General features: G+C 68.4%; 11 protein-coding genes and 1 pseudogene. 9 read left to right on the forward strand and 3 right to left on the reverse strand.

All coding sequences use genetic code 11. The annotated features are described in order from the left end of the window. The first annotated feature begins 22 nt into the window (after positions 1 to 22). A complete protein-coding gene (locus ACHMW8_RS08800; RefSeq protein ID WP_395445294.1) occupies positions 23 to 1,897 on the forward strand; it encodes an O-antigen ligase family protein in 1,875 nt (624 codons plus the stop codon). Here ACHMW8_RS08800 and ACHMW8_RS08805 read toward each other — a convergent pair. Continuing rightward, on the reverse strand, positions 1,891 to 2,544 hold the full coding sequence (locus ACHMW8_RS08805) for a sugar transferase (protein ID WP_395445929.1): 654 nt from the start codon (positions 2,542 to 2,544) through the stop codon (positions 1,891 to 1,893). The genes ACHMW8_RS08800 and ACHMW8_RS08805 overlap by 7 nt on opposite strands. Positions 2,545 to 2,738: 194 nt before the next feature. Between ACHMW8_RS08805 and ACHMW8_RS08810 the strand changes: the two genes are divergently transcribed. Then, a complete protein-coding gene (locus tag ACHMW8_RS08810; RefSeq protein ID WP_199743453.1) occupies positions 2,739 to 2,891 on the forward strand; it encodes a hypothetical protein in 153 nt (50 codons plus the stop codon). 141 nt (positions 2,892 to 3,032) lie between these two features. Here the strand turns inward: ACHMW8_RS08810 and ACHMW8_RS08815 are convergent, their stop codons facing one another. Further along, complete coding sequence (locus ACHMW8_RS08815) at positions 3,033 to 3,869, reverse strand: transglutaminase-like cysteine peptidase (protein ID WP_395445295.1); 837 nt, start codon at positions 3,867 to 3,869, stop codon at positions 3,033 to 3,035. 259 nt (positions 3,870 to 4,128) lie between these two features. Here ACHMW8_RS08815 and ACHMW8_RS08820 point away from each other — a divergent pair. The 7 genes and pseudogenes from ACHMW8_RS08820 to ACHMW8_RS08850 all read left to right on the forward strand — a co-directional run bounded on the left by ACHMW8_RS08820 (position 4,129) and on the right by ACHMW8_RS08850 (position 12,199). Then, a pseudogene (locus ACHMW8_RS08820) lies at positions 4,129 to 4,918 on the forward strand (metallophosphoesterase family protein). Between the two features lie 138 nt (positions 4,919 to 5,056). After that, positions 5,057 to 5,617, forward strand: coding sequence for a polysaccharide biosynthesis/export family protein (locus tag ACHMW8_RS08825; RefSeq protein WP_395445296.1), 561 nt, complete (start codon positions 5,057 to 5,059; stop codon positions 5,615 to 5,617). Between the two features lie 213 nt (positions 5,618 to 5,830). Beyond that, positions 5,831 to 7,042, forward strand: coding sequence for an MgtC/SapB family protein (locus ACHMW8_RS08830; RefSeq protein WP_395445297.1), 1,212 nt, complete (start codon positions 5,831 to 5,833; stop codon positions 7,040 to 7,042). A gap of 148 nt (positions 7,043 to 7,190) precedes the next feature. Continuing rightward, a complete protein-coding gene (locus ACHMW8_RS08835) occupies positions 7,191 to 7,595 on the forward strand; it encodes a hypothetical protein (RefSeq protein WP_395445298.1) in 405 nt (134 codons plus the stop codon). Beyond that, complete coding sequence (locus tag ACHMW8_RS08840; RefSeq protein ID WP_395445299.1) at positions 7,549 to 8,031, forward strand: universal stress protein; 483 nt, start codon at positions 7,549 to 7,551, stop codon at positions 8,029 to 8,031. Before ACHMW8_RS08835 ends, ACHMW8_RS08840 begins: the two co-directional genes overlap by 47 nt. Before the next feature lie 34 nt (positions 8,032 to 8,065). Continuing rightward, positions 8,066 to 10,528, forward strand: coding sequence for an HAD-IC family P-type ATPase (locus ACHMW8_RS08845; RefSeq protein WP_395445300.1), 2,463 nt, complete (start codon positions 8,066 to 8,068; stop codon positions 10,526 to 10,528). Positions 10,529 to 10,594: 66 nt separating this feature from the next. Next, the gene (locus ACHMW8_RS08850) at positions 10,595 to 12,199 is read left to right on the forward strand and encodes an MBL fold metallo-hydrolase (protein WP_395445301.1); all 1,605 of its coding nucleotides are present in this window, start codon (positions 10,595 to 10,597) and stop codon (positions 12,197 to 12,199) included. Between the two features lie 110 nt (positions 12,200 to 12,309). Here the strand turns inward: ACHMW8_RS08850 and ACHMW8_RS08855 are convergent, their stop codons facing one another. Next, complete coding sequence (locus tag ACHMW8_RS08855) at positions 12,310 to 14,535, reverse strand: glycoside hydrolase family 9 protein (protein ID WP_395445302.1); 2,226 nt, start codon at positions 14,533 to 14,535, stop codon at positions 12,310 to 12,312. Positions 14,536 to 14,552 lie beyond the last annotated feature (17 nt).

Consider the following 14,552-nt stretch of genomic DNA (forward strand, 5'->3'; position numbering starts at 1 on the left):
CGGAGCGGCCAGGCCGCGAAAATTGCAGACTTCCGAGGGCGTCGCGATCGGCGCCCTCGTCGCCCTGGTCCTGGCCGAGATCGTCGCTTTCGGCGCCAGCGACGTGGCTATGACCTCTATTTTCGGCGTACTGCAAGCCGCCTATCTGCTGATCTTGCTGAGCACCTGCGGCTGGGCGCGAAAAGTCCCTGGCGTCCTGATCGCGCCCTGGCCCGGCCTCTTGTTCATCGGCTTGCTGGTCGCCACGGCCTGGTCGCTGACGCCGTTCGGGCCCGGCGGTGCGCATCCCGTCTGGAACTATCTGGACGGGCATGGCGGTGCGATCACCGTCGACCGCTCCGCCCTCATGCTCAATCTCGTTAGCCTGGTGAACCTGGCCTGCCTGTTCCTGGCCGCCCGCATTGTCGGCGCATCGGAAACGCGGCGCAGAACGCTGGTCTGGTGGCTGCTGCTCGCGCTCGCGGCCTTCGCGGCGATCGCGATTATCGACCATGTCGGCCTGCGCGCCGGGCGACGTCTGACGGCGACCCTGTTCAGCCCCAATTCCGTCGCCACCCTGATGGGCGTCGGCGCGGTCTTCGCGGTGATGTTCTTCTCCCAAGCGATCCAGCGCGCGGGCGGCGCCCCGCGTCTCGACCGGGTGGATCTGAACGCCAGCCTGAGCCTGGCCGCGGCGGCCGTGTTCGCCGTCGCCCTGGCGCTGACCGCCTCGCGGGGCGGGATCTTCGCCACCGTGGTCGGTCTGGCCGTGCTGTTGACATGGCAGGTGCTGACCCAGGGGCGACGGGTTCGGGCCATCGCGATCGTTGGCGGCGCAGCGGCCCTGCTGGTCGTCATCGGCGTGGCCATGCGCAGCGCCGACCTGACCGCCGCGCGGCTGGAGCATCTCGACGGCGACGTCGCCACCCGAAAGGCGATCTTCGACGCCCACTGGCAAGCTTTCTTGGCTTCGCCTTGGTTCGGGTTCGGTCTCGGATCCTTTCCGATCGTCAATCAGCTGATCGCCACCACCGAGAACCTGAACGTCCTGTTCGACGTGCGCGCCACGCACAACCTCTACCTCCAATGGCTGGAGGAGGCCGGTATCGTCGGCTCCATCGTCATGCTGGCCTGGCTGCTCGCCGCGCTCTGGCGTGTCGGGCGAGACGCGGTCAGGCCGGGCACGATCGGAGCGCTGGCGCGCGCCACGATCGCCGCCACGGTGGTCGTCCTGCTGCATGGCCTCTCGGATTTCGCCGTTCAGGTCCCGGCTCTGCAGGCGGTCTTCGCCGTGGGGCTCGGCGCGATGACGGCGACGTCAGCGCCGCGTCGCGCGCGGGGGGGCGAGCGAAAGGCGGACTGGGGAACGAGCGCTTTCGCGGCCGTCGCCCTCGTGGTCTCCCTGCTGTTCGCCGTTCCCCTGGCGGCGTCACGGTTCGGCGGCGACCTCTCCGCCATGCCGACGGCTTCGGCGGAGGTGCTGGCGAGCAGCATCGAGGCCGGTCTTGCTTCCCCGGCGGACTCGAAGGCGCGGGCGCGTCTCGAAGACCTGAGCCGTCGCGAAGTGGCTCTGCGTCCCGGATCCGGCGCCGCGTGGCTCCGGAAGGCGGCCGTCGATTTCCAGCGAGGCGACATCGCCGCGGCCAATATCGCGCTGGGCCGTTCGTTCGCGGTCGCTCCGCTGCAGACCAGCCTCTTCAGGAGCCGAACCCGTTTGGCCTATGAGCACTGGCCCGAGCTGTCGGAGACCGTGCGCGAACAGGTCGTCTATCAGGCGCGGACCGAATTTGGCCGACCTGGCGGCGAGGGGCGCCTCAGGAGTGTGGTCGGCACCATCAACAGCCCTTCTGGCCGGCTCGCGCTGGCGTTCCTGATCGTCGCCGAACGCCTGTCCCAGGCCCAAGCCAAGGCTCAGTAGGCGTTGTCGGCGATCAGCAGGCTGGGAATGGTGAGAAGGACGATCTGGGCGTCCTTCAGGATCGACCAGGTCCGGATGTAATCGATATCGGCCTCGACCCGGCGACGCATGGCCTCCACCGTCTCGGTGCCGCCGCGCAGGCCCTTGACCTGGGCCCAGCCTGTGAGCCCCGGCCGCGCCTGGTAGCGGGCGTAATAGTCCGGAATGCGCGCGCCATAGTACTCGTCATGGGCCGCGGCATGGGGGCGGGGACCGACCAGGGACATGTCGCCGCGCAGAACGTTCAACAGCTGAGGCAGCTCGTCGATGCTGCTGGCGCGCAGGAGGCGGCCGATCCGGGTGATCCGATTGTCGCCGCGCCGCGCCTGGGTCAGCTCGGGCCCGTCCTCGCGACAGTGCATGGTGCGCAGCTTGAGAATCTGGAAGCGCGCGCCGCCGAGGCCGCCCCGCGTCTGTCGGAAGAGGGCCGGGCCTGGAGATTCGAGCTTGATCAGCGAGGCCGCAAGCAGAAGCAGGGGCGCGAACAGCAGCAACAGCAGGGCCGAAGCCACGACGTCCAGCGCGCGCTTAAAGGGATCCACGGCGACCCGCGGCAGCGGTCCATGCAATTCTGGCGAGAGAAATTCGATATAGCCTCCCCCGTCCACCAGATAACCCTCTGAGTTCCCCACCACGTCGCGACTGGTTTCCAGTTCCGACGACCCCAAGCTAGCGCAAACGCTTCACAGCGTCCCTGGGAAAATCCACAGGGCTGGCACATATGCTTAACGCGCGTAGACTCTGTTCATTCACGGGCGATTAGCCGCGCCCTATTACAGTCATCGCATCAGGAGTGTGATCGATGATTGAAGCCAAGATCTCGTTTGCCCAAGTCGACGCCGTCGCGCCGACTCGCGCCAAGCGTCTCCCCCCGCTGCTGGGGCTGGGCATGGGCGCGATCATTTCGGCGGGGCTCTGGGGCGCTCTGGCGCTGACGATCTCGCGCATCTTCTAAGCTCTCCATCCACGCCGGCCGATCCGAAGACAGGTCCGCACGCCCGCTCATCACCGAGCGGGCGTTTTCGTTTGCGCGAAGGGCCCGACGAAAACCCCGGACCTGCTGGTCCGGGGTTTCGCGTTCTGACCGGCCGATCGCTCAGGCGATGGTGGTCCACAGGGCCGTGCCAGGGATCTGGCGCTCGACCCAGCGATAGTTCAGGTCTTCCCACGGGGTCGCCCAGGGGGTCAGATTGTCCAGCACCCAGTCGCCGCTTTCCAACGAGACCATCAGCACGGCGTGGCTCTCGCCGCGGGCCGTGAAGGCGACGGCCATGGACAAGGCCGTTTCCGGCACGCCGGCCGCGATCAGCTGACGGCGTTTTTCCAGCGCATAGTCCTCGCAGTCGCCGTAGAGCTTCCCGTTCACCTGGCGCGGCAGGGACCAGTATTCAGGCTGGCCGTAGAGTTCCAGGTCCGTGGCCTTCTTGACCGTGCGATTGACCAGCTGGTTGACTTGATTCAGCAGCTTGACCTGTTCGCGGTCGGTGCGAGTGGTCCAGGCCAGATTGTCGGACTTTGTCGCGGCGGCGGCGGGCGCCGCGGCGACCGCGACCGCGGACGGGCGCAACTGGCCGGCGGCGACGAAGTCTTCGACCGCCGCGGGCGTCCAGGCCTTAATGACCTCCACCGCGATCAGGTTCGCCCCGTCCTCGGCGGCCGACGCGGTCGGCGCGACGGCCTCGAAATGATGTTGCGAAGGCGCGCCCACCGAAGAGGTCGCCGTCAGGCTGACCGCGCCGCCCAAGAAGGCCAGCTGGTCCGCTGGCGCGCCGCAGGCGTCGGCGTCGCGGCGGCACAGGTCGGCGAAGCCCATCGGAGCGCCGACGCCTTCGCCGCGCGGCATGAACGGCATCGAACCGGCCTGAGCGCTGGCGCCGGCCATCATGGCGATGGCGCTTACGAGTCCTAGAACAATGTTACGTGCCTTGAACATGCTGACCTCGCTGTGTTCGTGAGGTCAGTATTCATTCGCGGCGCAAATTTGAGCTGAATTTAGATGGTATAATCCTGATGTTTAACTGTGGTAATTCTAAAATTAACTACAATGAAGGGGAAATATACTTGGTAAATTGAGCGGAAATGAGCATGCTGAATTGCGAGTTAACTGCTTCATGCGCCGTTGAACTAAGCCGTCGCCTGGGGCAAAATCCGGGTTCTTGGTTCTGGCGCTTGTCGCCGTCCTGGCGAGTGTGATGTTCAAGTCCCTCTTTCGTTCCAAGTCCCAGCCGCGCGGCGCGTCGTCCACGGGCGGTCGAATGGTTTACGCCGTGGGGGATGTGCACGGGCGGCTCGACCTGCTGGACGGCCTGATCGGGGCGGTGACCGAGGACTATCGCGCCACGGGCCGCCAGGACCCGCCCGTGCTGGTCATGCTGGGCGACTATGTCGACCGCGGCGCTCAGTCCTCGGCGGTGATCGACCGGTTGATCCTGCTGAAGGCGCAGGCCGCCGAGGGACGCTTCGAGTTCCGCGCCCTGATGGGAAACCATGAGGAGACGCTGCTGCACTTCCTCGACGACCCGATGGCGGGGCCGTCCTGGATCGAATACGGCGGCGGCGAGACCTTGACGTCCTATGGCGTGCAGCGCCCGGTCGGCCGCGCCGAGCCGGAGGTCTGGGAGCAGGCCCGTCAGGCCTTCCGCGCCGCCTTCCCCCCGGCCCACGAGACCTTTCTGCGCCAGCTGGAGCTGATGGCTGTCTATGGCGACTATGTCTTCGTCCACGCGGGCGTGCGCCCGGGCTTGCCGCTGGAGCGCCAGGTCGCCGCCGATCTGCTTTGGATCCGCAACGAATTCCTCGACAACCCGCACGGGCTGAAGGCCACCGTCGTCCACGGCCACACGCCGGTTCGAGGAGGCCTTCGTCGGACGCCAGCGGATCAATGTCGACACAGGCGCCTATGCGACCGGCGTCCTGACCGCCGTTAGACTTGATGGCGGCGAACCCAAGATCATTCAGTTCAGTAAAGCGCGAGCGGCCTGAGGCTTGATCTTGTTCATGTGACGGTCACGTGCGATGTGGCATTTAGATTTCCAAGCCTGAGAAGTCCCCAGGTTCTAAACGTCCAAGGTGAGATGCTTCGCGATGATCGGTGTTTCGAAACTCTCGCGCCTCCTTTCGATGCTGGCGCTGGTCGTCTGTATCGCCGCTGGCGGCTGGAGTGGCGCGGCCCGCGCCCAGCAGCCCGTGATCAGCGATGCGCCGGTTCCGGCGGCCCAGTCGATGGATTACCTGCTCGGCGCCGGTGACAAGGTCCGGGTGACCGTCTACGGCGAGCCCGACCTGTCGGGCGAATTCTTCGTCACCGGCAGCGGGCTGATGTCGCTGCCGCTGATCGGCGAGATCAAGGCGGGTGGTCTGACCGTCGGTCAGTTCCAGGACGCCGTGCAGAAATCGCTTAGCGACGGCTATCTGAAGGAGCCGCGCGTCAGCGCCGAAGTCCTGACCTTCCGCCCCTTTTATATCCTGGGCGAAGTCGTGAAGCCCGGCACCTATCCCTACACGGCCGGCCTGACGGTGCTGAACGCGGTGGCCACCGCGGGCGGCTTCACCTACCGCGCCGATAAGAAGAGCGTCTACATCAAGCACAATGGCGAAACGTCGGAAGCCAAGAGCGCGCTCGAGCCTTCGACCCAGGTGGCGCCGGGCGACACGATCCGGATCGGCGAACGCTTCTTCTGATCCGAGCCGCCCCGAACGAGACAAGGCCCGGCGGGACACCCCCGTCGGGCCTTCGTCATTTCAACGGCGCAGGCCGACTTGCGCGGCGACCCAGACGCGGAAGCCGTGCAAAACGACGGGACAGGGTCTAGCAATGGGCGGATCCTCGTCTCGAAAGCGCGCCATCGGAGCCGGCCCATTCCTGATGTCCCCATCCTGAACCTGGCCGTTGCCTTGGGCGTCGGCCTGCTGATCGGCGCCGAGCGCGAACGCCGCAAGCAGGCGCGCGCTTCGTCCTCGGCGGCCGGAATCCGCACCTTCTCGGTCACCTCCCTGGCCGGAGCGGTCAGCTTCGCGGTCGGCGGTCCGACGCTGCTGGCGGTCGTCACGGCCGCGGTCGCCGTCCTGGCGGCCCTGAGCTATTGGAGGGCCCGCGCCGAGCCTGACGCCGGCTTGACCACCGAAGTCGCCCTGATCCTGACGGTCCTGGTGGGCGGGCTAGCGTTCCTTTCACCCGGCGTCGCCGCCTGTGTCGGGGTCGTCGTCGCGATCCTGCTGGCCGCTCGCACCCCGCTGCACCATTTCGTCAGCCAGGTCCTGACCCCGGACGAGGTTCGCGACGCCCTGATCCTGGCGGGCGCGACCCTGGTCGTCCTGCCCCTGTTGCCAGATCGCGCGATGGGGCCGTTCCTGGCGCTCAACCCTCGTTCGATCTGGATCGTCGTCGTCCTGGTGCTGGCCATCGGCGCCGCCGGCCACGTCGCGGTGAGGGCGCTCGGCGCCCGGTGGGGGCTGCCCCTGGCCGGACTGGCCTCCGGCTTCATCTCGAGCACGGCGACGATCGGCGCCATGGCCGGACGAGCGGCGGCGGCGCCCACGGCGCTGTCGGCGGCGGTGGCGGGCGCGGTGCTGTCGACGGTGGCCACCATCATCCAGATGGCGCTCGTGATCGGCGTCACCAGCCTGCCGACCCTGCGGGTCATGGCCGGGCCGCTATTGTGCGCGGGTCTGGCGGCGGTGGTCTACGGCGCGACGTTCACGCGCCTGGCGTTGCGCCAACCCGCCCGTGACGACCCCGATCCCGGCCAGGCCTTCAGCCTTTCGACGGCCCTGACCTTCGCCGTGACCCTGGCGGCGATCCTCGTCGTCTCCGCCGCGCTGCGCGAGCGGTTCGGGGCGGCCGGCGCCGTCGCCGGGGCGGCCCTGGCGGGCCTTGTCGACACCCATGCCGCTGCGGTCTCGATCGCGTCCCTGGTCGGGTCGGGCCGGATGGCCCCCGAACAGGCCGTGCTGCCCATTCTCGCCGGGCTTTCGACCAACACCCTGACCAAGCTGGTCTTCGCCTTTTCGGGCGGCCAGCGCGGCTTCGCCTGGCGGGTCGCGCCGGGCCTGTTCCTGGTCGCCGGCGCGGCCTGGCTCGGCGCCCTCCTCGCACCCGCGTCATGACGACGAGGGACGGACCGTCCCTCCCTGGCTTCGAAGCCGCGACGACGCGAATTGATCTGCGTCAAGGTGACGATGGCCCGCCCGCCCGACGCTGTGTCGGTGATGGGGCTCGTCGATCCGATCGGCTCGGCCAAAATGGAGTTCACAGATGAGCCTCAACGACATTCTGCTCCACGTCGACACCTATCCTGACGCGACTCCGCCCGAGGCGATCGAGGGCGCGGTGGGCTTTGTCCGGCTGATCGGCGGTCGGGTTTCGGCCCTGGCGGTGGGGGTGAGGTTTCCGGTCCAGAGCAATCGGGTCGCCGACTACCTGATCGGGCTGAGCAGCATGGCGGTCGACGAGCAGGCCAAGAGCCTGGCCAACGGCCAAGCCAGCCTGGCGGCCTTCACCGCTCAGGCCCGAGACGCCGGGGTGCTTGGGCAGGCCCTGTTCGAGACCGTGGAATATTACGCCGTGGCCGACCATGTGGCCGGGCGCGCCCGGGACCCGCGACCTGTGCCTGGTGCCGCTGGGCGGGCCGCTGGATGGCCAGGCCGAGGTCGCGACTAGCGCCGTCTTCGGCTCGGGACGACCGGTTCTGGTCTATCGCGGAGGCTTGCCGGCCGCCAAACTCGGCCTGGTCGTGGTGGCCTGGGATGGAAGCCGGTGCGCCGCGCGCGCCCTGGCCGACGCCCTGCCCATCCTGGCGCGCGCCGGCGAGGTTCGCGTGCTCACGGTGATCAACGAGAAGCCGGCCGCCGTCGCCGGTCTCGCCGCCGAAGCCGTCCGTCATCTGAAGGCTCATGGCGTCGACGCCGTCGCCGAAGAGGTCGACGGAAAGGGCGCATCGATTGGCGAAAGCCTGGAGGCCTATCTGGCCAAGACCCTTCCCGACATCCTGGTGATGGGCGCCTATGGTCGATCGCGCCTGCAGGAGTTCATTCTCGGCGGGGCCACCGAGTACATGCTGCACGCGCCGAGGGTTCCGCTCTTCCTCTCGCACTGAGCCGCTCGCCGGGCCTTTCGAGGAGGGTGGTTGCATGACCGTCGAACTGTTGCGCGGCCTGGACGAGGCGGAGGCGGCCGCGCGTCTGGTCGCCGTCGGTCCCAATGAACTGCCGCACGCGAGCCGGCGCGGTCTGGCCGGCATCCTCGGCGAGACCTTGCGCGAGCCGATGTTCCTGCTGCTGGTCGGGGCGGCGGTCCTCTATCTGGTGCTCGGCGACCTGGGCGAAGGACTCTTTCTGACCGCTGGAGCTCTGGCTTCTGTCGGGCTGGTGGTCCTGCAGGAGGCGCGCAGCGAACGCGCGTTGAGCGCCTTGCGCGATCTGGCCCAGCCCCTGGCCCGGATCATTCGCGGCGGCGTCGAGCGCCAGGTCGCCGCGCGCGACCTCGTTCCCGACGACCTGTTGCTGATCGGCGAGGGCGAACGGCTGCCGGCAGACGCCCGGCTTGTCGCGGGCGAGGTGCTCACCGTCGACGAATCCGCCCTGACCGGCGAGTCGGCGCCGGTGACCAAGCCGCCCGCCGCGCCCGGCGACGTCGGCGCGCCCAATCCGGCCCCGGGGGCGGATGGCTCGCCCGATCTCTTCGCCGGCACGCTCGTGGTCCGCGGACAGGGCGTCGCCCGGATCACCCGCACCGGGCCGCGCTCGGCGCTGGGCCAGATCGGCGCATCGCTGGCGGCGATCGATCACGAGCCGACGCCGCTGCAGAAGACCGCCGGACGCCTCGTCGCCCTACTGGGCGCCCTGGCCTTGGGATTCTGCGCGCTCGTCGCGGTCGCCTACGGGTGGTTGCGTGACGATTGGATCGGCGGCGTCCTGGCGGGGGTGACGGTGGCGATCTCGCTGATCCCCGAAGAGTTTCCCATGGTGCTGGCCGTGTTCCTGGCGCTGGGCGCCTGGCGGCTGGCGACCCACCAGGTGCTCACGCGCCGAAGTGCGGTCATCGAGACCCTGGGCGGCGCCACGGTGCTGTGCGTCGACAAGACCGGGACGCTGACCGAAAACCAGATGCGGGTCGCCCGCTTGTGGACAGAGGCTGGCGACGTAGGCGTCGACGCGGCGCGCCCGATCGACGGCGCGGCCGGAGACCTGCTGGAGCTGGCCGCCCTGGCCTCGGCCGTGCGTCCTGTCGACCCTATGGACAAGGCGGTGCGTCATCTCTCGATGGACGCCATGGTCGATGGGGCGGCGACCCAGGGCGAGCCCGAGCGCGCGTGGCCCCTGCGGCCCGAATTGCTGGCGGTCGTCCAGGTGTGGCGTCGCGCCGGCGAGGCGCGGATCGCCGCGGCCAAGGGGGCGCCCGAGGCGATCTTCAATCTATGCCGGCTGCCGGCCGCCGAGATCGCGCGCCTGCAGGCCGTGGTCGAGGACTATGCGCGGCAGGGGCTGCGGGTCCTGGGCGTGGCCTCGGCCCGGGTTGAGGGCGATTTCGCGGATGATCCTCGCGCTGTGGCCTTTACGTTCGGAGGGCTGATCGGCTTCATCGATCCCCTGCGCCGGGACGTGCCGCAAGCCCTGGCCGAGGCGCGCGCGGCGGGCGTCGCCGTCGTCATGATCACCGGCGACCATCCCGCCACGGCCCTGGCCATCGCCAAGGCGGCGGGCCTGGACACCTCGGCCGGCGTCCTGCTGGGATCCGAGATCGAGGAACTGTCGTTCGCCGCCCTCCGCGAGCGCCTGCGCGGCGTGCGGGTCTTCGCCCGCATCGCGCCCGCCCAGAAACTGCGACTGGTCGAGGCCCTGAAGGCGAACGGAGAGGTCGTGGCCATGACCGGCGACGGCGTCAACGACGCTCCGGCGCTGGAGGCCGCGCACATCGGCATCGCCATGGGCAAGAAGGGCACGGACGTCGCGCGCGAGGCGGCCGATCTCGTCCTGCTGGACGACAGCTTCGCCTCCATCGTCGGCGGCGTGCGCCTGGGGCGGCGGATCTTCACCAATCTGCGCCGCGCCCTGACCTATGTCACCGCCATCCACGTGCCGATCGCGGGCCTGGCGCTGGCCCCCATCCTGCTGGGTCTGCCGTCCCTGCTGTTTCCCATGCATGTCGTTCTGATGGAGCTGGCCATCGACCCGATCTGCGCCCTGGTGTTCGAGGCCGAGCCCAGCGAGGCGCGGGCGATGAAGCGTCCGCCCCGCCGTCGTGACGAGCCGCTGTTCGGCTGGAAGCAAATCGGCCTGGCCCTTCTCCAGGGACTGGCGGTTCTGGGCGGGGTTCTGGGCGTCTACATCTGGGCCCTGGGGAACTATCCCGAAACCCAGGCGCGGGGCGCGGCCTTCACGACCCTGGTGCTGGGCAATCTGATCCTGGCCCTGGCCGACGCGGCAGCGTCGGGCAAGCTGCTGTCGCCCCATCGGCGCGCCTATTGGATCATCGCGTCGGCGATCGCGGCCCTGCTGGCCGTGATCCTGAGCGTCGCGCCGGTGGCCGCGGTCTTCAAGGTGGCGGCGCCGGACCGATCCTCACGATCGTCGTGCTGGTCACCGCAATGCTGAGCGGCGGCTGGACGGCGGGCCTGTCGCGGCTTCGTTCATTCGAGCAGACCAGAAGAAAGTAGTCCCATGAGCTTGAGCCTGACCTTTCACGGCGCCGCCGAATGCGTGACGGGCTTCTGCGCCCGCCTCAGCGGCGAAGGTTTCACCCTCCTGATCGACTGCGGCATGTTCCAGGGCTCCAAGACCCTGAAGGCCCTCAACTACGATCCGTTTCCCTTCGACGTGGACGCCATCGACGCGGTCCTGCTGACCCACGCCCATATCGACCATTCGGGCATGCTGCCGAAGCTGATGCGCGCGGGCTACAAGGGTCCCATCTACGCAACCGCCCCGACCCGCGCCCTGTGCGAGGTGATGCTGGCCGACGCCGGGGAGATCCAGGAAAGCGAGGTCTTCCACCTCAATCGACGCAACCAGCGGCGCGGTCGCCCGCTGGTCGAGCCGGTCTATACGGCCAAGGACGCGGCCCGGACGATCGAGCTGTTCGAGAAGGTCAAGCTCGACGAGATCGTAGAGATCGTCCCCGGCGTGAGGGCCCGCTTCTGGAACGCGGGGCACATGCTGGGCGCCACCTCGATCGAGGTGATCGTCGGGCCCGACGAAGACGCCGAACGGATCCTGTTCTCCGGTGACCTGGGCGCCGGAGGTCAGGCCTACCTCCCCGAGCCGACCGGACCGACGGGCGTCGATCACCTGGTGCTGGAATCGACCTACGGCGACCGCGAGCGGGATCTGGCCGACACCGCCGAACGGCGCCGGCTGCTGGCCGAGGAACTGCGTCAGGCCCACGCCGCCGGCGGACCCTTGCTGATGCCGACCTTCGCGGTTGGGCGCGCCCAGGAGCTGCTGCTGGATCTGCTGGCGGTGATGGAATCGGGCGAGGCGCCGCAGGGCGAGATCTTCCTGGATTCGCCCCTGGCCATCGAGGCCACCGACGTCTTCCTCGAGCGCGGGTGGAACCGGGACACCGAGGCCAATCCGTTCAGTCCGCTTCGCCACGCCCCCAACCTGCACTATCTGATGAAGCCCGAGGAAAGCGATCAGCTGGAGAAGGTGCGCGACTGGCACATCATCCTGGCGGGCAGCGGCATGTGCGACGCCGGTCGCATCCGCCGACATCTCAAGCGCCTGCTGTGGCGATCCGAGGTGACCGTGCTGATCACGGGCTTCCAGGCGGCGGGCACGCTTGGCCGCCTGCTGGTCGACGGCAAGAAGCTGGTGCGGATCCAGGGCGACGATTTTCAGGTCAAGGCGCGGATCCGGGTGCTGGACGTCTATTCGGCCCATGCCGACGCCAAGGGCCTGGTGCGCTGGGCTTTGGAGCGTCAGCCGATCAAGGGGCAGGTGTTCCTGGCGCACGGAGAGCCGGGCGCTCTGACCGGTCTGGCCGAACGCCTGGAGCAGGCGGGCTTTCCGGCCGCGCGCATCGCCATCCCCGTTCTCGATGAGACCTTCGAACTGACCCGGTCCGAGGCGCATCAGGTCCCCGGCGGCCCGCCGCGACTTCAGCCCGGAAAAGCCGCGGCCCTGGACTGGCACAACCAGCGCGCGGACCTGTTCGCCCGGCTCAACGCCAGGATCCAGGAAGCCCCCAGCGAAGAGGCCCGTTCGAGGCTGTTGCAGGCTTTGGAGGCCGTATTGAACGAGGCGGGAGACTTCTCCGAAGCCTGAGCTCGGCGGGCGTCACGCGGTTTCCGCAGGAAGTCGCGGTTCCAAAATCGTAGCAGCCCGACATCGAAGGTCGCCACGGAGCCTTCTCCGTGGCGACCTGGGTCTGACTTCTAGCGAGAGTCCTCGGTGGCCGCGATCGCCGCCTTGGCCGCGAGGATATAGGCGGTGGTTGAGCTCACCGTGTATTCGCTCTCGAACCACAGGAACGGCCATTCGGTCATCATTTCGGGGAAGTCCGGCTTGATGACCAGCACGCCCGGCGCCATCCCGCCAGGGATGAAGCCGTAGTCCGCGCGGTTATGCCCGTAGCCGTTCAGCTTCGAACGGGTCCCGACGGTCGAGACCAGGGACAGGTTGTTCGCGGGGTGGCGGCCGAGCATGTAGTCCAGGGCGTGCAGGGTGTATTCCGGTCCGATCAGGTCCGGGAACGCCTTGTGCATAAGGTACATGTTGATCCCGAAGCCGGCGACTTCGCCGGACCCCGCCCATGAGCCCATGCCGACCGGGACGCCGAAGGGGTTGCCCGCCAGTCCGGTGTCGGCCCGCGACTTGGCGGCGCTCACCAGGGTCCTGATCCGCGCCTTGTAGTTCGCATCCATATAGGGAAGGGCGCGCACGGCCACGCCGCTGACGCGATCGAAGTTCGCCTCGATCGCCGGCGTCAGGGCGCGCAGCCGCGCCGTATAGACCGCGTCGCCCTTGGTGGTGAGGATCAGCTCCACCGTCGCGGCGACCTTGGCCAGGTCGAGGAACCTGGACATGTTTCCGCTGTCGTCACGACCGTCGCTGCCGTTGGCGGCCTCGCCCTCACGCTTGGTCCACAGCGCCTTGGCGGCGGACAGGGCTTCGGCCGACATCGCCGGATCGAAGTCCTTGAGCGCGCGGCTGGCCGCGGCCAGGCTTCCGGCCACCATCAGGTCGTTGGCCGGATAGGCGGTGGTGAACGCCCAGCGATCGTCGGGGACGCCCGAGTGGTCGCCCCGGACCTCGTTCGGCCCCAGCGCGGCGTCGTAGAGCTTGCCGTCGGTCTGGGAGGCGGCGTCGCCGAGGTGCGCGTACTGGCGCAGCTTCGGGTCGATGATGCCGACGATCGAATGGCCGAAGACCTTGTACTGCGCGAGCAGCTGCACGACGCCGTGGCGGACCTGCTGGAGCGCGTCGGGCGCGCCGTCCGGCTTGCGGATTTCCACCTCGCGCGCCTTCTCGTCGACGCTGGTTTCGTCCCAGTCGAGCCCGAAGAGCTCGCGCGTCCAGACGAGATCGCGCACCACCTGCGCGTTCTGCGGAGTCTGGATGTCGTAGTCGCCGGCGTCCTGGAAGCCGCCGACCGCCAGGCCCGGGATGTGCTCGCCCGGCTTGAAGGGAGAGTCGAGGTTCGGCCCCATGCGATAGCCGTCGAAGTGGACGTGATTGGGCGGGGCCTGCACAGCGTCGTCGAGGTGCGAGGCGCGCTGCCACACCCGGTACTGTTCCCGCACGGTCATGTGGTCCATCTGGACGGGAAGATAGGTGTCGAGCGAAGGCTGCCAGATCCGCGAATAGGCGTCGGCGGCGATCGGAAAGGGATTGGTCGTCTGCCCGGCGTAGGAGATCGCGTAGACGCCGGGCTCGCGCACGCTGGAGAAGTCGAACGCGGCGTAGTTGTAGCGCAGGAACTTGCCGCGCGGCTGAACCGGCGCGCTGAACACGGCCTTCTCGCCGCTGTCGGTCAGCTTGACCAGCGTGGCCTCGGCCGGCGCCTTGAAGTTCGGATCCAGCTCGATCAGCGCGACCTTGCCGCGTTGCGGGGTGTAGCCGGCCTGGTTGAAGGAGACGACGGGCGCCCGCGTCCAGCCCGGGATGACATTGGGTCGCACGTGCCAGACGACGGCGTCTTCCTTGGCCCCGGCGGCGATCATGGACCGCACGACGAACCAGCCGTTCTGCGCCCGATTGCGCGCGTCATAGAGGGCGAGCGGCGCGTTGGCGGTGATCGTGACCCGGGTCTTGGGGTCTTCCGGCGAAAGGGTCACGCTGCGGGCGCCGGAGGCCATCGGCTGGGGATCGCCCGAGCCGTCGGTCGCCATCGGGCCGTTGGGATTGCGCGGAAACAGTCCTGGCCGGTCGCCCATCAGATAGGTCTTGCCGAAATAGGCGGTGGGCAGGAAATCGAGATTGAAGCCGGCCTTGCCGACGAGTTCCGGCGGCAGCGGGGCGTCGAGATCCACCGCGATGCGGAAACCGCCGTCCTCGGGGGTCACCTTCACGCGGTAGCTCAGCTTTTCCTTCGGATAGCTCGATCTCACGACCAGCTGACCCGGCGTCTCGCCGAGCGTGCGTTCGCCGAAGATCGGCACCGGGTCCCATTGCTCGG

The sequence above is a fragment of the Caulobacter sp. UC70_42 genome, from assembly GCF_044056025.1.
Lineage (GTDB): Bacteria > Pseudomonadota > Alphaproteobacteria > Caulobacterales > Caulobacteraceae > Caulobacter.

Excerpts from the sequence above, each read along its gene's own strand:
- ACHMW8_RS08835 (WP_395445298.1), top strand. The coding sequence starts at position 7,191 with ATGAGCCTCAACGACATTCTGCTCCACGTCGACACCTATCCTGACGCG.
- ACHMW8_RS08845 (WP_395445300.1), top strand. The coding sequence starts at position 8,066 with ATGACCGTCGAACTGTTGCGCGGCCTGGACGAGGCGGAGGCGGCCGCG.
- ACHMW8_RS08850 (WP_395445301.1), top strand. The coding sequence starts at position 10,595 with ATGAGCTTGAGCCTGACCTTTCACGGCGCCGCCGAATGCGTGACGGGC.
- ACHMW8_RS08825 (WP_395445296.1), top strand. The coding sequence starts at position 5,057 with ATGCTGGCGCTGGTCGTCTGTATCGCCGCTGGCGGCTGGAGTGGCGCG.
- ACHMW8_RS08810 (WP_199743453.1), top strand. The coding sequence starts at position 2,739 with ATGATTGAAGCCAAGATCTCGTTTGCCCAAGTCGACGCCGTCGCGCCG.
- ACHMW8_RS08815 (WP_395445295.1), bottom strand. The coding sequence starts at position 3,869 with ATGTTCAAGGCACGTAACATTGTTCTAGGACTCGTAAGCGCCATCGCC.